Here is a 15342-nt window from a genome sequence, read left to right as displayed (position 1 = left end):
GACCGCTCCACCGAGCCTCGGAAAATCCCTGATCCGGACGGCGTAACCCATGTTCGTCCTGGCAGATTATTGTTACACTGTTGATTGTGCCGTTATCCAGCGGTACGTTATGTGAAGTACGAAACACGTACGAGCGCAGTTCTCGGGAAGGCAACGGATCGATGGTGGCAACCACCCAGCAGACGATTTCACCGAAGCGGTTCCGCGATGATCCGACCGATCTGGAGGCGGCATATTTCCGGTGGATCCAGCCGGGACCCTCGGCGTCGGCGATCACGGACCGGGCCGAGCGGATCTTCCGGCAGCACTTGGAGCTTGCGGCCACCCGCGCGCCCGGTTCGGCGACCACCAGGGTCTACCGGCCGGACGACAGCGCCGGGGTCGGCGCCGCGATCCAGATCGTCAACGACGACATGCCGTTGCTGGTCGATTCGGTGACCGCGGCGCTGCGCCGCCTCGGCGCGACGGTCACCGAAGTCGTGCACCCGGTCTTCGACGTCTCGCGTGATGTGGACGGCCGCGTGCTGTCCATCGCGCCCCGGGACGGCGTGACCGAGCAGGCCGCCGGGGAAGCCGACGGGCGGACGCTGCGCGAATCGTGGATCCACGTGCAGCTGGGCGCGGGCCTGTCCGACGAACTGGTGGACCGGATCGAACAAGCCTTGCCGCCGCTGCTGGCCGACCTGCGGCGGGTGGCCGACGACACGCCGACCATGGTCGAGGTGCTCAATACCGTTGCCGATCAGCTCGATCAGGCCGCGCAGTGGGCCGGTGACGCGGAGATCCCGCAAACCGCCGGGCTGTTGCGCTGGCTGTCGGACGGGCATTTCACGCCCCTCGGCTACGGCTACTACCACTTCCGCCGCTCCGCGCCCAGCGCGAACGCCGACTTCGAGCCGTGGCAGCTGCCCGGCACCGGGCTCGGCATCCTCGGCAACGGCGCCGACGCGGACATCAGCGTGCCCGTGGTGGGTGCGAAGCGCACGGTGCTGCGGATGGCCAACGGCTCGGTCGACTCGCTGCTGCCGGGATCGCGGGACCTGTACTTCATCAGCGTGGCCGATTACGGCGCGAGCGACCCGAGCGGCCGGGCGGCCTGGGGCGACACCGTCAAGATGGTGAAGGGCGAGCACGTCTTCGTCGGCACCTTCACCGTCGCGGGCCTGCACGAGAACATCCTCGACATCCCGGTCATCTCCCGGCGGGTGCTGCAGGTCATCGAATGGGCGGGTTTCGGCCTCGACTCGTTCTCCGGGCAGGCCATGCTGGAGATGCTGCAGTCGTTCCCCCGGGTGGAACTGTTCTCCACCGATGCGCGGAGGCTGTTCGAAACCGTCTCCGCGGTCATGAATCTCGGGCTGCGTCGGCAGGTGCGGCTGTTCATCCGGCGCGATTCGCGCAGCGACACCATCTACTGCCTGGTGTACATGCCACGCGACCGCTACTCCACCGAGGTCCGCGTGCGCATGGGCGAGATCCTGCGCGAGCAGTTCGACGCCGAGCAGATCGCGTACTCGGCCCGGGCCACCGAATCGGAGCTGGCCGTCGTGTACTTCACCGTGCACCGGAAGCCGGGCGCCGAGGCCGCCGACATCTCCGAGGAGAATCGCGAGCGGATCCAGGAGTTGCTGCTGGCGACGACGTGGACATGGGGCGACCGCCTGGTCGCCGAGGCCGCGGGTGTAGCCGACGTGCCGCAGGCGCTGGTCACCGAGTACGTGACGGCCTTCCCGGCCAGCTACCAGCAGGAGCACGAGCCCGCGCACGCGCTCAGCGATCTGCGCAGGCTCGAGCGACTGGCCGATGGCGCGATCGATACCGATTTCTACCGCCAAGGCGACTCCGCCTCCGCCGAATGGCGCTTCACGCTGTACGTGGCGGGCGAGGGTGTCTCGCTGAGCCGGGTGCTTCCGGTTCTGCACAGCCTCGGCGTGGAGGTGGTCGACGAGCGGCCCTACCGCATCGTGCTGGCGGACCGGCCGGACCGCTGGATCTACGACTTCGGGCTGCGGGTGACCGCGGCGCCGCTGCGTGAAGCGCTGGCCGCCGAGCCCTCCGCGCAACTGGCGCACTCCGTCGACGCCACGTCGCTGCCGGAAAGCAGTGTGCGGCGGCGTTTTCCGGACGCGGTGACCGCGATGTGGTTCGGTCGCGCCGAAGTCGACGGCCTGAACGAACTGGTGCTGCGCGCCGGTCTGCACTGGCGCGAGGTGGCCTTGCTGCGTGCCTACGCGAAGTATCTGCAGCAGGCCGGATTCGCCTACACGTTCGGAAACATCACCCGCGTCTTGCTCACGCATCCGGCGACGGCGCGCTCATGCCTCGACCTGTTCGCCGCGTACTTCGACCCGGACGGCGTCGGCACGCAGGCCGCCGACCGGGCAGCGGAGATCGCCGCGCGGGTGCAGGACGAGATCGACGCGGTGGTCAGCCTGGACACCGACCGCATCCTGCGCGCCCTGTTCGGCCTGATCGAGGCGACCCTGCGGACGAATTACTACCGGCATGACGAGGCGGGTGCCACGCTGGACTACCTGTCGGTCAAGCTGAATCCGCACGCCATTGCCGAATTGCCCAAGCCCAAGCCGCAATTCGAGATCTTCGTCTACTCGCCCCGAGTCGAGGGCGTGCACCTGCGCTTCGGTTCCGTGGCGCGTGGCGGCTTGCGTTGGTCGGATCGGTTGGAGGACTTCCGCACCGAGATCTTGGGTTTGGTCAAGGCGCAGGCGGTGAAGAATGCCGTGATCGTGCCGGTGGGCGCCAAGGGCGGCTTCGTGGTGAAGCAACCGCCGACGCCGACCGGTGATCCGGTCGCGGACCGGCAGGCATTGGGCGCGGAAGGCGTCGCGTGCTATCGCACGTTCATTTCCGGCCTGCTGGACGTCACCGACAACGTGGACCGCGCTACCGGCGAAGTGCTCCCGCCAGCGCGGGTGGTGCGCCGGGACGGTGACGACACCTACCTGGTGGTGGCCGCGGACAAGGGCACGGCGACGTTCTCCGACATCGCCAACGACGTGGCGCAAAGCTACGGCTTCTGGCTCGGCGATGCCTTCGCCTCCGGCGGTTCGGCCGGCTACGACCACAAAGCCATGGGCATCACCGCCAAGGGCGCGTGGGAGAGCGTCAAACGGCACTTCCGCGAGATGGAGATCGATACTCAGAGCCAGGATTTCACCGTCGTGGGCGTCGGTGACATGAGTGGTGATGTGTTCGGTAACGGGATGTTGTTGTCGGAGCACATCCGGTTGGTGGCTGCGTTCGACCACCGCCATATTTTCTTGGATCCGGATCCGGATGCGGCGCGTTCGTATCGGGAGCGGCAGCGGATGTTCGCGTTGCCGAGGTCGTCGTGGGCGGACTACGACACGTCGCTGATCAGCCCCGGCGGCGGCGTCTACGACCGCTCCGCCAAAGCGATTCCGGTGACGCCGGAGGTGCGCGTGGCACTCGACCTGCCCGCGAATGTGACCACCTTGTCGCCGCCCGAGATGATGAAGGCCATTCTGCTGGCCCCGGTCGATCTGCTGTGGAACGGTGGGATCGGCACCTACGTCAAGGCGAGCACCGAAACCAACGCCGACGTGGGCGACAAGTCCAACGACTCGGTCCGGGTGAACGCCGACCGGTTGCGGGTCAAGGTGATCGGCGAGGGCGGCAACCTGGGCGCGACGGCGCTGGGCCGCATCGAATTCTGCCGCAACGGCGGACGCATGAACACCGACGCGCTGGACAACTCGGCGGGCGTGGACTGCTCCGACCACGAGGTCAACATCAAGATCTTGCTCGACGCCGTCGTCTCCAGCGGGGAGCTGCCCCTCGCCGAGCGCAATCCGCTGCTGGCCTCGATGACCGACGAGGTCTCCGACCTCGTGCTGCGCGACAACATCTCGCAGAACTTCCGGCTCGGGATGTCGCGGGCCGACGCGGCGGGCATGTCCGGGGTGCACGGCAGGATGATCAACGACCTCGAGCAGCGGCGCGGTTTGGACCGCGAACTGGAGGCGCTGCCGACCGAAGCGGAGCTGGCCCGCCGCGCCGCCGATGGGACCGGGCTCACCTCGCCCGAATTGGCGAATCTCATGGCGCACGTGAAGCTCTCGCTGAAGGCCGACCTGCTGGCCGGTGATCTGCTCGACAGCGCGGCGTTCGCGTCGGTGCTGCCCGCCTACTTCCCCGCCCCGCTGCGGGAGCGGTTCGCCGCCGCGATCGGCAGGCACCCGCTGCGGCGGGAGATCGTGGCCACCGTCGTGGTCAACGAGATGGTGGACTACGGCGGGATCACCTACGCGTTCCGCCTCGCGGAAGAGGCCGGGGCAACCACCGACGACGCGGTGCGCGCGTACAAGGCCGCGGTGGAGATCTTCGATCTGCACGCCCTGTGGCAGCGCATCCGGGAGACGCCGATGTCCACGGCGGCGCGCAACGAACTGGAGTTGGAGACCAAGCGCACCTTGGACCGGGCGTCGCGCTGGCTGCTGTCCAACCGGCCGCAGCCGATCGCGATCGGCGCGGACATCGCCAGGTACCGCGACGGCGTGCGCGCCCTGTCCGGTCAGGTGCCCACGTGGCTCACCGGCTACCTCACCGACGATCTCGCCGAGCGTTCGCGGCGGTCGATCGCCCGTGGCGCGCCGCGGGAGCTGGCCGAGGAGGTCTTCGGGCTGATCCACCGCTTCCCGCTGCTGGACGTGATCGACCTGGCCGACATCGCCGAGCGCGACGCCGCGGAGGTCGCGGTGCTGTACTACGCGCTCAACGAGCACTTCCAGATCGAACGGCTGCTGACCGCGGTCGGCAAGCTGGAGCGCGGCGGGCGCTGGCGGGCGCTGGCGCGTCTGGCGGTCCGCGAGGACCTCTACGATTCGCTGCGGTCGCTGACCCTGGACGTGCTGACCGCGAGCGAGCCGCAGGACAGCACCGCCGAGAAGATCGCGTACTGGGAGTCGACCAACCGGTCGCGGCTGGCCCGCGCCGGCGCGTCGCTGGCGCAGATCTTCGCCGCCGAGACGCATGATCTCGCGGCGCTGTCGGTGGCGGCGCGGCAGGTGCGCGGCATGGTGAGCGGCGGCGAGTCGACGGCGCTGGCGCCGACGATCGCGGGCTGACCCGGCCGCACGATGCCCGGAGGCAGACGCTCGGCGTCAGCCTCCGGGCATCGGCGTTCCACAGTCGCCGCAGAACTTGGCGGCGGGCGTCGACGGCGCGCCGCAGCTCGGGCAGTGCCGTGGCTGCGGCGCGAGACGCGCTCCGCAGTTCATGCAGAACTTGGCGCCCGCCGGATTGGCGGACTGGCAGGCGGCGCACGTCGTCTGGGCGGTCTCCGGCGCTGCGGCGGGCAATTGCGGCGCGGGGGAGGGGGCCGCGACCTGGTGGCCGATGGCGTTCAAACTCAACGCCGCGCCCAGGAACCCGCCTTCGACGCCGTGGTGGCCGCGCGCGAACCCTTGGCTCGCGCCGAGTGCGAGTTCGCCCGCGGCGTAGCGCTGGAAATCACCCGTGAGGCTGATGTACTTGACGTCCTTGGCCAGTCGCTTCAGCCGGTCGGCATCCTCCGGCGCCAAGCTGATGTCGAAGTTGCCCATGCGGGGGATACGCAGCCCGTATTCGTAGAGCGCGGTGTTGGTCTGGCGCATCACCGCGTGCTCGATCGGCTGCAGTTGCGCCGAGAGTCCGAGCACGGGCCAGTCGCCGCGCGCGACCCCTTGGGTCACCGCGATCTTCATGGATTTGAGCAGTAAGTCGGCGCACCAGTTCTGCACTCGATCCTGGTCGGTGAGATCGGCGGTGCCCGCGAGCGCGGTGAGCAGCTCGGCCGGGTCGCGCACGGTCAGGGCGAATTCGCCGAAGACGCGCAGGGTCACCACCTGCTCGCTGACCGGATCGAGGATGTCGTCGAGCCGGCCGCCGAAACGAATGCCCGGGAACTCTCGCGTGGAGACGAAATACAGCTCGGCGCGGTAGTAGTTCCCGCCGGTGAGGGTGTCGACGAGCGCGCCGAGCACGGGGAGCTCGTCGGCGTCGATGCGGTGGCGTCCCGGGCCCATCGCGGCCACCACGCGCCCGGATTTGACGAAAAGGGCGAGCTGATCGGCGTTGACCAGCGCGCGGCTGTAGCGGCGGATGTTGACATCCGGCCACTTGTAGACCAGCTGGTTCTTGCGGTCCTCGGGGACCGCGATGAATTCCCGCTCGAACCAGGCCATTCGCGCTCCCTCATCGTCCTATTTGTCACATTCAGCGTACCGATATGCGGTGGCACGATCAACGAATCCTGCGCTGATCGCCGCTGCTCGGACGCCCTTTTCTGAAAATCATTGATGTCCAGCGTGTTACAAGTCGCGATCCGCTATTGAACGTGCCGCTATCTAACGGTACATTGAGCGAAGTTATGATCGCCGTCACCTGAAAGGCCATCGCCATGACCACAGTTCGACCACCAGCGGATGCGCCCGCGCAGGCTGCCGCGCTCGAAGACGAGGACTCGGGCTACCACAAGTCGCTGCGCCCGCGTCAGCTGCAGATGATCGCGATCGGTGGGGCGATCGGCACCGGCCTGTTCCTCGGCGCGGGTGGCCGGCTGGCCAGCGCGGGCCCTGGCCTGTTCCTGGTGTACGCCATCTGCGGCGTGTTCGTGTTCTTCATCCTGCGGGCGCTCGGTGAGCTGGTGCTGCATCGCCCCTCCTCGGGATCGTTCGTCTCCTACGCCCGCGAGTTCTACGGCGAAAAACTGGCCTTCGCGGTCGGGTGGATGTACTTCTTCCACTGGTGCATGACCGGGATCGTAGACATCACCGCCATCGCGACATATGTCCATTACTGGGGAGCGTTCGAGGCGATCCCGCAGTGGCTGATCGCACTGGTCTCGCTGGCGGTCGTGGTCAGCATCAACCTCGTGTCGGTGAAGTGGTTCGGCGAACTCGAGTTCTGGGCCGCGCTGATCAAGGTGATCGCGCTGGTCACGTTCCTGATCGTGGGCACGGTGTTCCTCGCGGGCCGCTTCAAGGTCGATGGCCAGGTCACCGGGCCGAGCGTCATCGCCGACCACGGCGGGCTGTTCCCGACCGGGTTGCTTCCGCTGGTGCTGGTCACCACCGGCGTCGTGTTCGCCTACGCCGCAGTGGAACTCGTCGGCACCGCGGCCGGTGAGGCGGAGAACCCGGAGAAGATCATGCCGCGCGCGATCAACTCGGTGATCGCCCGGATCGCGCTGTTCTACGTGGGTTCGCTGGTCCTGCTGGCGCTGCTGCTGCCCTACACCGCCTTCAAGAACGGTGAGAGCCCCTTCGTCACCTTCTTCTCGCGGCTGGGTGTGGACGGCGCGGGTTCGGTGATGAACATCGTCGTGCTGACCGCGGCGTTCTCCAGCCTGAACGCCGGCTTGTACTCGACCGGCCGCATCCTGCGCTCGATGTCGATGAACGGCAGTGCGCCGACCATCGCGGCGCGGATGTCCCGTGGCGGTGTGCCCTACGTCGGCATCCTCGCCACCGGCGCGGTCGCGCTCATCGGCGTCGGTCTGAACGCGGTGGTGCCGGAGCAGGCCTTCGAGATCGTGCTGAACATGTCGGCGCTGGGCACCATCTTCGCGTGGACCGCGATCGTGGTCTGCCAGTTGCAGCTGTGGCGCTGGTCGCGCACCGGCCGCGCGGAGCGTCCGTCCTTCCGGCTGATCGGCGCGCCGTACACGAGCTTCGCGACGCTGGTGTTCCTGGCCGCGGTGGTCCTGCTGATGGCGTTCAGCGACGACCACGTGCAGCGCGGCGCGGTGATCGCAATGGTGGTCATCATGGTTCCCGCGCTGGTGGGCGGCTGGTTCCTCGCTCGCAAGCGGGTGCTGCAGATCGCGGAGATCCGCCAGGGCATCACCGGCCAGTTCCCGGTCCTGGCGGAGCGCCCGCTCCGCACGACGAGCGACACGGTGGTGATCCTCGACAAGCCCGACGACGAAGAGTAAGGCAGTATCCGCCCCGGGCCGTTCGCCCGGGGCGGAACTATTCCCAATGTCGGGAACAAAACACACGCGCGCATCGACAGGTGGCGGACCAGAATGAAACCGCGATTCAACGGCGGGTCTGAGAGGTTCGTATGCCGGAGCACCCCAGCGCATCCGACCGCCCACTTGCGCATCCATGGGCGAATCGGCGCATGCGCGGCACCGAGGTGCCTCGGCGAACTTCCCACCCCTGGGCAACTCGGCACCTGCTCAAAACCGAAGTGCCCCCACTGCTTCCCAATCCGTGGTCGACACCGCGGTACGTCGAGAAACCGCGTGCCGTGGCCGTCGACTCGGCGCTCGCCGACGGCGGGCCGCCGACCAGCCGCGACGGCGGGGGCGAGGAAACCATCGGCACTGCTGAGCGGCTGCTGCTCGGCGCACTCGAGTCCGAATCGGATTCCGGGCGCAGCGCACGCTCGCGCCCGAGCGGGCGAAGATTGGGCGGTGGGCTGGTGTCGATGCCCAAGGTGAGCCCGCTCGATCCGCGTACCGCGGTGATGCAGAACCCGGAAGTGCCCGAGCACAAGCGGTTCTGCTGGAAATGCCAGCAGCCGGTCGGCCGCACCACCGCCGCAGGCCCCGGCGCCGTGGAGGGTGAGTGCGGTCGTTGCGCTTCCCCGTTCAACTTCCGGCCGCTGCTGCAGCCGGGGGAGATGGTCGCCGACCAGTACGAAGTCCAGGGTTGCCTGGCCCACGGCGGACTCGGATGGATCTACCTGGCGGTCGATCGCAACGTCAGCGATCGCTGGGTGGTGCTGAAGGGATTGCAGAACCCGCTCGACTTCGAGGCGCACGTCGTCGCCCTCGCCGAACGCCAATTCCTGTCGGAGGTGGCGTATCCCGGCATCGTCAAGATCCACAACTTCGTCAAGCACCGTTCCGGGCGCGACGTGGCCGACGGTTACATCGTCATGGAGTACGTCGGCGGGCGTTCACTCAAGCGGATGCTGGATCTGCGCGCGCCGGAACGCATCCCGGTCTCCGAGGCGATCGCCTTCATGATGGAGATCCTGCCCGCGCTGGACTATCTGCACTCGTTCGGGCTGGCCTACAACGATCTCAAGCCCGACAACATCATGGTCAGCGAGGACGAGGTCAAGCTGATCGATCTCGGCGCGGTCGCCGCGATGGAGTCCTACGGCAGCATCTACGGCACCCCGGGTTATCAAGCGCCCGAGATCACCGAGACCGGGCCCACGGTCGCCTCGGACATCTACACCGTCGGGCGCACGCTGGCCGCGCTGGTGCTGGACATGCCCAAGAACGCCGACGGACACCAGCTGCCCGGCATCCCGTCGCCGGACGACGAGCCGCTGTTGCGCGACTATCCGGCGCTGTACCGTTTGCTCTGCCGCGCCACCGATCCGGATCCCAAACGCCGCTTCCCGACCGCCTACGCGATGTACGGCCAGCTCGCCGGTGTCCTGCGCATGGTGCTCGCCTACGACACCGGTAAGGAACATCCGCAGGCGTCACTCGAATTCGGCGCCATGCGCGGCGATTTCGGCATCGAGACGTTGATCGGGCAGACCGACGGGATGACCGACGGGCGGCACCGCCTGCCCGCGCTGGACGCGCCGAGTGTCGTCGCGGCCCTGCCGGTGCCGCTGATCGACGGCGAGGACCCCAGCGCCGATCTGCTGTCCACGCTGCTGCACGGCGATCCCCGGCACGCGCTGGACGCACTGCGCCGCACCGCCGACCGGATCGTCTCCGGGACCATTCCGGAGCCGGAGACGTTCGAACTGGAGGGCACGCTGACCGCGGTCCGCGCGCACCTGGACCTGGGTGAGGTGGTGCCCGCGTGCGATCGGCTCGCCGACCTGCGGCCCGACTACGGCACGGATTGGCGGCTGGAGTGGTATTCGGCCGTCGCGGCCCTGCTGGACGGGCAGTACGAACGCGCCTACGAATACTTCGACCTGGTGCACGGCATGCTGCCCGGTGAGATCGCCCCAGCCCTGGCCCTGGCGGCCACCGCCGAACTCACCCTCCAGCATCTCGGCGACGCCGGGGGCGACCACTGGCATCGGCTCGCCGAGGAGTACTACCGCACGGTGTGGCGGACCAATCACGGCTTGGTGAGTGCGGCCTTCGGCCTGGCCCGCAGGCTCGCCGCCGACGGCGGTTTGCTGGAGGCGGTGGAAGTCCTGGATCAGGTGCCGGAGGCATCGCGGTACCAGAGTGTGGCGCGCATGACGGGATGCCTGCTGCTGGTCTCCCAACCCATCCCGGAGACCACCGAGGCCGACCTGCTCGAGGCGGCCGCGCGACTGGACGCCGCGCCGGACGAACCGCGGGCGCTGCAACTCCAGGTCATCGTGGTGGGCGCGGCGCTGGAGTGGGTGCGGGCGGGCGGCGCGGCGGCCGATCCGGACGCGACCCTGCTCGGTTTCCCGTTCACCCCGCTGGGCCTGCAACGCGGACTGGAGTCGAGCCTGCGCGCGCTGGCCCGGATCGCCCCGCATCGGCTGCATCGCTACCGCTTGGTCGACCTGGCCAACTACGTCCGGCCGAAGTCGAGGTGGTGACCGGGCTCAGGTCGTGCGCGCGGTGAACATGAAAAGGGCTGGCGCGGCCAGGATCACCAGCAGCCACAGCCAGTCGCCGGTGGTCACCGCGAGCACCACCGAGAAGACGACCGCCGCGCCGGCCAGGACGACCAGGCGAGGCAGCGGATTGACCGGGGTGTTCTCGGCGGGCGGCGGTGTGCTGCCCGGCAGGTCGGCGAACAGCTCGGCCAACTGCGTCTTGCTGGTCGCGGCGGCGACCGCCGCGCTCAGTTCGTCGAACTCGGCCAGGCTCAGTCGGCCCGTGCCCAGATGGTGGGTCAGCTCGCGCATCGCGCGTTCGCGGTCGGCGAGACCGGCCGGAGTGCCCGCGGATTCACCCATGCCGGAAGGATAGGCGCAGCGGCGGAACCGGGCACCGAGGGGATTTCCAGGGGCGGGAAGAAGCGGGTCGGCCGGTGTGCGTGGCGGGGCGTTTCCGCCCCGCGCCTTAGGTGTTTGCTGTTATGTCGCTGGAGACCGGTCGGTCGCCCCGGCAATGGCCGCGCACCGGCGGTCGCTCCGTGTTGCGATGTGGTTTCCTTGAGGTATGACTGCGGGTGTGGAGTACACGATCGACGAGCTGGCGCGGGAGGCCGGTACGACCGTGCGCAGCCTGCGCGTCTACCACGAACGCGGTGTGCTGCCGCCCCCGCAGGTGAAGGGGCGTACCGGGTTCTACGGCGCCGACCACCTCAATCGGGTGCGGACCATCAGCAGGTTGCTCGACCGCGGGATCAAACTCAACGGCATCAAGGAGTTGCTCAACGCCTGGGATCGCGGTGACGATCTCGGGGACATCCTCGGCGTCGCAGAGCCGGAGGCGACCGAGGCGCCCGCCGTGGACGCGGGTGACACGATCGCGGCGACCGAACTGGCCGAGCTCTATCATGACGTGCCCAACGGCCTGGCCAGGGTCGTCGCCGCGGGGCTGTACGAGCCGGTCGACGCGGCGACCTACCGGATCGCGGATCGCCGCCTGGCGCACAGCCTCGATCAACTGACCGCCGCCGGCGTCCCGGCCGACGAGGTGCTCGGCGAGCTGGAGAAGCTGCGCACGGACGCGGAGCGCATCGCCCGGCGCTATGTGGACCTGTTCCGGCGAACCGTGTGGGCGTCGTTCCAGGAGTCCGATCGCGGCCCGGCGCAGACCGCCGAACTCGCGCAGCGGTTGGCGGCGACCAAGGACGTCCCCGCGCAGACCGCCGCCGAACTCGTGAACCGGCTCGTCGCAAGGTATCTCGATCAGGACACCGAGCTCAGCGAGGCGTTGCCGGAGAGCTGATCACGCGCCGCGTATCCCCGCCTGGTCGAAGTGTTTACGTTTCAGATTCCCATCATTGGTGATACGTAGCAGTAACGTGCCGTTGATCAACGGTATATTGGGCGACGTCGTCCGGCGCGCGTTCGCTGCGCCGCAAACCTACCTACGCTCGCCTACTTAGGTATGTCTCAGGCCACCTACCGATGCGCCGAAGTGTCGCTCCCCCCGACAATCTGGAAGTCGCACAAGGGCAGCAGATGGGTGTGGGCACATGGGAAGCGTGACACTGTGGATGCAGATGTCGCTCGACGGCTTCGCGGAGGGGCCGGATCAGGAGATCCACTGGCCGGTGGTGGACGAGGAATTGTGCGAGTCGTTCCTCGACGAATTACGCTCGGCCGACCTGTTCCTCTACGGCCGCAAGACCTACGAGATCATGGCGTCGTTCTGGCCGACCGCCGACGTGGATCCCGCGATCTCGGAGTTCTACGTGAATTTCGCGCGCTGCTGGAAACAGACGCCCAAATTGGTGTTCTCCCGCACGCTGTCCACCGCGAGGTGGAACACGACCGTGGTCAGGGAGGACCTCGTCGAGAAGATCACCGCGTTACGCGCCCGGCCGGACTGCGACATGGTCCTGTTCGGTGGTGCGGAGACGGCCTCCGAGTTCATGAAGCACGACTTGATCGATGAGTACCGGCTGTTCGTGCATCCCATCCTCCTCGGTGGCGGGATTCCGCTGTTCCCGACGCCCGCGGTGGTCTCGGGGCTGCAACTGGTCGACGTGATGACCTTCGACAGCGCGGTGGTCCAGATGCACTACCAGCAGATGGCCTCCGCGCGGTAGCAACCGGCGCGGGAAAACGCGAAACCGGGGTCCGCCGCCCAGGTAAATGGGGGCTTGACTACGCCCTAACCTGTGATTGTCGAGCGCGTTGCCGCGTCGTCGGCTAACTTTCGTTTCATGTCCCTGGTTCAGGCACGTGGCGACGTGCTGCCTGCGTCCACCAGTGAATTCATCGGCCGGGAAACGGAATTGGACCGGCTGGGAACGCTGCTGGACGGCGGCGCCCGCCTGATCACCCTGGTCGGCCCAGGTGGGATCGGCAAGACGCGATTGGCCGCGGAGGCGTTGCGCCGCGGCGCGCGCGCCCTTCGCAGGCCGGTGTACTGGGCGCGACTGGCCGGATTGGAGGCCGACAGCACCGCCACCGCGCAAGACGTGATGCAGTCGGCCGTACGCGCCGACCTCGATGCACCGCCGACCCACAGCGCGCTGGTGCGTACCTTCAGCAGCGGAGACCGCTCCACCGAGCGCGCCGTCCTGGTGCTGGACAACTGCGAACACCTGCTGGGCGCGGTCGCGGCGATGATCGCCGAGTTGCTGGAAGCGGCGCCGGGGCTGACCATCCTGGCCACCAGCCGAGAACCGATCGGCTGGGCCGACGAGTACATCCTGCCCGTACCGCCGCTGTCACCGCGGCAGTCGCTCGAATTGTTCCGGCAGCGGGCCCAGCTCATCGGCCGCGCGATCCCGGACGAGCCCGAAGCGCTGGACGTCGCCGCGCGGATCTGTCTGCGGGTCGACCACAATCCGCTGTTCGTCCGGCTGGCCGCGGCACGCCTGCGACACCAGCCGCCTGCCATGGTGCTGCGCGAACTCACCGGCGACGCGGACGACAAACGCCTGTACTGGAAGCACGGGGCACGGGCGGGCGCCGAGCAGCGCCACCGGGGTGTCTACGACGTGGTGGCCTGGTCCTTCGCGCTGTGCAGCGCTTCGGAGCAGTTGCTGCTGGAGCGGCTGTCGGTCTTCGCCGCCGGCTACGAGACCGACGACGAGTCGCTGCGCGGCGGTATCGAGCTCGACGCCGCGATCGCGGTGTGCGCCGACGACACCTTGCCCGCGCACGAGATCGAGCGCCTGCTGGAGCGGCTCACCGAACAGTCGCTGTTGTCGGCGCATCTCACCGCGACCACGGTCAGCTGGTACCTGGTGCAGAGCGTCCGCGTGTTCGCCCGGGACCGGCTGCGCCGACGAGACCGTGGCGAGGCCGACCGGCTCGCCGCGCGGCACCGCAGGTACTTCCGGGACAAGGTGGTCGCCGGACAGGCCATCTGGCTGGGCCCGCAGGATCAGGCCTGGCTGGCGTGGGCGCGGTCGGCCTGGAACGACATCGTGCTTGCCATCGAATCCGGCTTGTCCGACCCGGCGGAGGCCGTGGTCGCGCTGGAGATCGCCACCGTTCTGCTGTCGATGAAGGTGCCGTACGTCAAGTCCGGTGCGGGCGCGCTCACCCGCTTGACCGAGCGCGCGCTGGAGGCCACCCGCGCGTCCGGACTCGGTCCTTCCGGGCTCGCCGACCTCGCCACCGCACTGCTCGGCTGGATCTCGCTGTGGCAGGGGCGTACCGAGCACATCCCGCAACTGCTCGCCGATCGCGCCGACCTCCCGCCGGGGGCGGGCCCGCGGTACACCGACACGGATTTCGGTCTGCCCGCGCCGGTCGAGTGGATGTGGGGGCTCGAGCTGATGCTGGTATACGGCGATCCGCGCGCGGTCACCGTGCTCACCCGGGCCCGTCGCAAATTCGCCGACCAGGGCGATCGCATCGGTGCCGAACGCAGCGAAGTCTTCGCGACATTCTGTTCCGCCCTCGTCGGCGACCGGCGGCAGGCGCTGGAGCACACCGCGCGATTCCTGGAGCGGTCGATGTCGTCCGGCTCGACGTTGTCGCTGGCCTGGGCCGAGATCGCGCGCGCGGTGGCGCTGGCCAAGCACGGGTCCTCCGCCGAGGCGCTGACGTTGACCCACGGTGTGCTCACCCGTTACCGCGGCGAGCGGGACACCTGGACGGCGAGCTGGGCGGTGGGCGCGCACATCGTCGCGCTGGCCCAGATCCTCGTCGCGCGGCGGGCCGAGGGGAGGGATCCCGCCGCGTGCGCCGACGCCGCGACCGAGATCGCCTACCTGATCGGCGGTTTCAAGGCGCGGCAGCGTTCGATGGGCATTTCCGTCGACCGGGTTCCGCTGATCGCCGCCGAACTGCGCGGGGCCGCCGAGCTCGCCCGCGCGGTACTCGGTGATCGGGCCTACGCCGCCGCCGAACGCCGGACGCGCCTGCGCCCCGAGCTGGACGCGCTGTGGTGTCCGAGCCCGCCCGCGGAGCAGGCGCAGACGGCCAGGCGGCCGGACCGCCCGGGCGCTTCCCGGCCCGCGTCGCGGCGGCCCGCCTCGCGCTGGAACGACCTGTCGGAGGCCGAACGCGATGTCGCCGTCTTCGCGGCGGCGGGCTGGCCCAACAGCGCCATCGCCGGCCGCAGACGCAGTTCCATCCGGACGGTCGACGCGCAGGTCGCCGCCATCCGGCAGAAGCTGATGATCGCCTCCCGCGCCGACATCGCGGCGCACATCCCCGACGACCTCGCCGACCGGGTCCGCTACGAATCCGAGCGGCGGCCCGGCCGTGGTCGCAGAGGGAGGTCTCCTCGCGCCCATTAGGCTGCTCGAGCGGTGGTTTTCCCGGATC

General features: G+C 68.7%; 8 protein-coding genes. 6 read left to right on the top strand and 2 right to left on the bottom strand.

Annotated features, from left to right (window positions below):
• The first annotated feature begins 164 nt into the window (after window positions 1-164).
• A complete protein-coding gene (locus ACWEKR_RS20485; protein WP_452355815.1) occupies window positions 165-5108 on the top strand; it encodes an NAD-glutamate dehydrogenase in 4944 nt (1647 codons plus the stop codon).
• A 36-nt stretch (window positions 5109-5144) separates the two neighbouring features.
• On the opposite strand, the gene ACWEKR_RS20480 is transcribed toward ACWEKR_RS20485, so the two are convergent.
• On the bottom strand, window positions 5145-6206 hold the full coding sequence (locus ACWEKR_RS20480) for an SPFH domain-containing protein (protein WP_195087192.1): 1062 nt from the start codon (window positions 6204-6206) through the stop codon (window positions 5145-5147).
• Between the two features lie 215 nt (window positions 6207-6421).
• Here ACWEKR_RS20480 and ACWEKR_RS20475 point away from each other — a divergent pair, with 215 nt between their 5' ends.
• Together ACWEKR_RS20475 and ACWEKR_RS20470 are read left to right on the top strand one after the other, a co-directional pair.
• Window positions 6422-7957: an amino acid permease gene (locus ACWEKR_RS20475; RefSeq protein WP_452355814.1), complete on the top strand. Its 1536-nt coding sequence runs from the start codon at window positions 6422-6424 to the stop codon at window positions 7955-7957.
• Window positions 7958-8148: 191 nt separating this feature from the next.
• Window positions 8149-10530 carry a tetratricopeptide repeat protein gene (locus tag ACWEKR_RS20470; protein WP_452355813.1) on the top strand — a complete coding sequence of 794 codons (2382 nt, stop codon included), beginning with the start codon at window positions 8149-8151 and terminating at the stop codon, window positions 10528-10530.
• Window positions 10531-10536: 6 nt separating this feature from the next.
• Here ACWEKR_RS20470 and ACWEKR_RS20465 read toward each other — a convergent pair whose 3' ends face one another.
• On the bottom strand, window positions 10537-10893 hold the full coding sequence (locus tag ACWEKR_RS20465; protein ID WP_195087189.1) for a DUF1707 SHOCT-like domain-containing protein: 357 nt from the start codon (window positions 10891-10893) through the stop codon (window positions 10537-10539).
• Window positions 10894-11098: 205 nt separating this feature from the next.
• Between ACWEKR_RS20465 and ACWEKR_RS20460 the strand changes: the two genes are divergently transcribed.
• From ACWEKR_RS20460 to ACWEKR_RS20450, 3 genes are all read left to right on the top strand, one after another.
• Window positions 11099-11833, top strand: coding sequence for a MerR family transcriptional regulator (locus ACWEKR_RS20460; protein WP_452355812.1), 735 nt, complete (start codon window positions 11099-11101; stop codon window positions 11831-11833).
• 250 nt (window positions 11834-12083) lie between these two features.
• A complete protein-coding gene (locus ACWEKR_RS20455) occupies window positions 12084-12659 on the top strand; it encodes a dihydrofolate reductase family protein (protein ID WP_228829976.1) in 576 nt (191 codons plus the stop codon).
• A gap of 117 nt (window positions 12660-12776) precedes the next feature.
• Window positions 12777-15314 carry an ATP-binding protein gene (locus ACWEKR_RS20450; RefSeq protein WP_452355811.1) on the top strand — a complete coding sequence of 846 codons (2538 nt, stop codon included), beginning with the start codon at window positions 12777-12779 and terminating at the stop codon, window positions 15312-15314.
• Window positions 15315-15342: the final 28 nt, after the last annotated feature.

Source organism: Nocardia sp. NPDC004573, assembly GCF_053602135.1.
Note: the sequence above shows the minus strand (reverse complement) of the source record. Positions and strands in the feature narration are given on the sequence as shown.

Bases quoted from the DNA above. Each gene is read 5' to 3' on its own strand.
- ACWEKR_RS20450 (WP_452355811.1), top strand. From the start codon at position 12,777: ATGTCCCTGGTTCAGGCACGTGGCGACGTGCTGCCTGCGTCCACCAGT.
- ACWEKR_RS20455 (WP_228829976.1), top strand. From the start codon at position 12,084: ATGGGAAGCGTGACACTGTGGATGCAGATGTCGCTCGACGGCTTCGCG.
- ACWEKR_RS20480 (WP_195087192.1), bottom strand. From the start codon at position 6,206: ATGGCCTGGTTCGAGCGGGAATTCATCGCGGTCCCCGAGGACCGCAAG.
- ACWEKR_RS20460 (WP_452355812.1), top strand. From the start codon at position 11,099: ATGACTGCGGGTGTGGAGTACACGATCGACGAGCTGGCGCGGGAGGCC.
- ACWEKR_RS20475 (WP_452355814.1), top strand. From the start codon at position 6,422: ATGACCACAGTTCGACCACCAGCGGATGCGCCCGCGCAGGCTGCCGCG.
- ACWEKR_RS20470 (WP_452355813.1), top strand. From the start codon at position 8,149: ATGCGCGGCACCGAGGTGCCTCGGCGAACTTCCCACCCCTGGGCAACT.
- ACWEKR_RS20465 (WP_195087189.1), bottom strand. From the start codon at position 10,893: ATGGGTGAATCCGCGGGCACTCCGGCCGGTCTCGCCGACCGCGAACGC.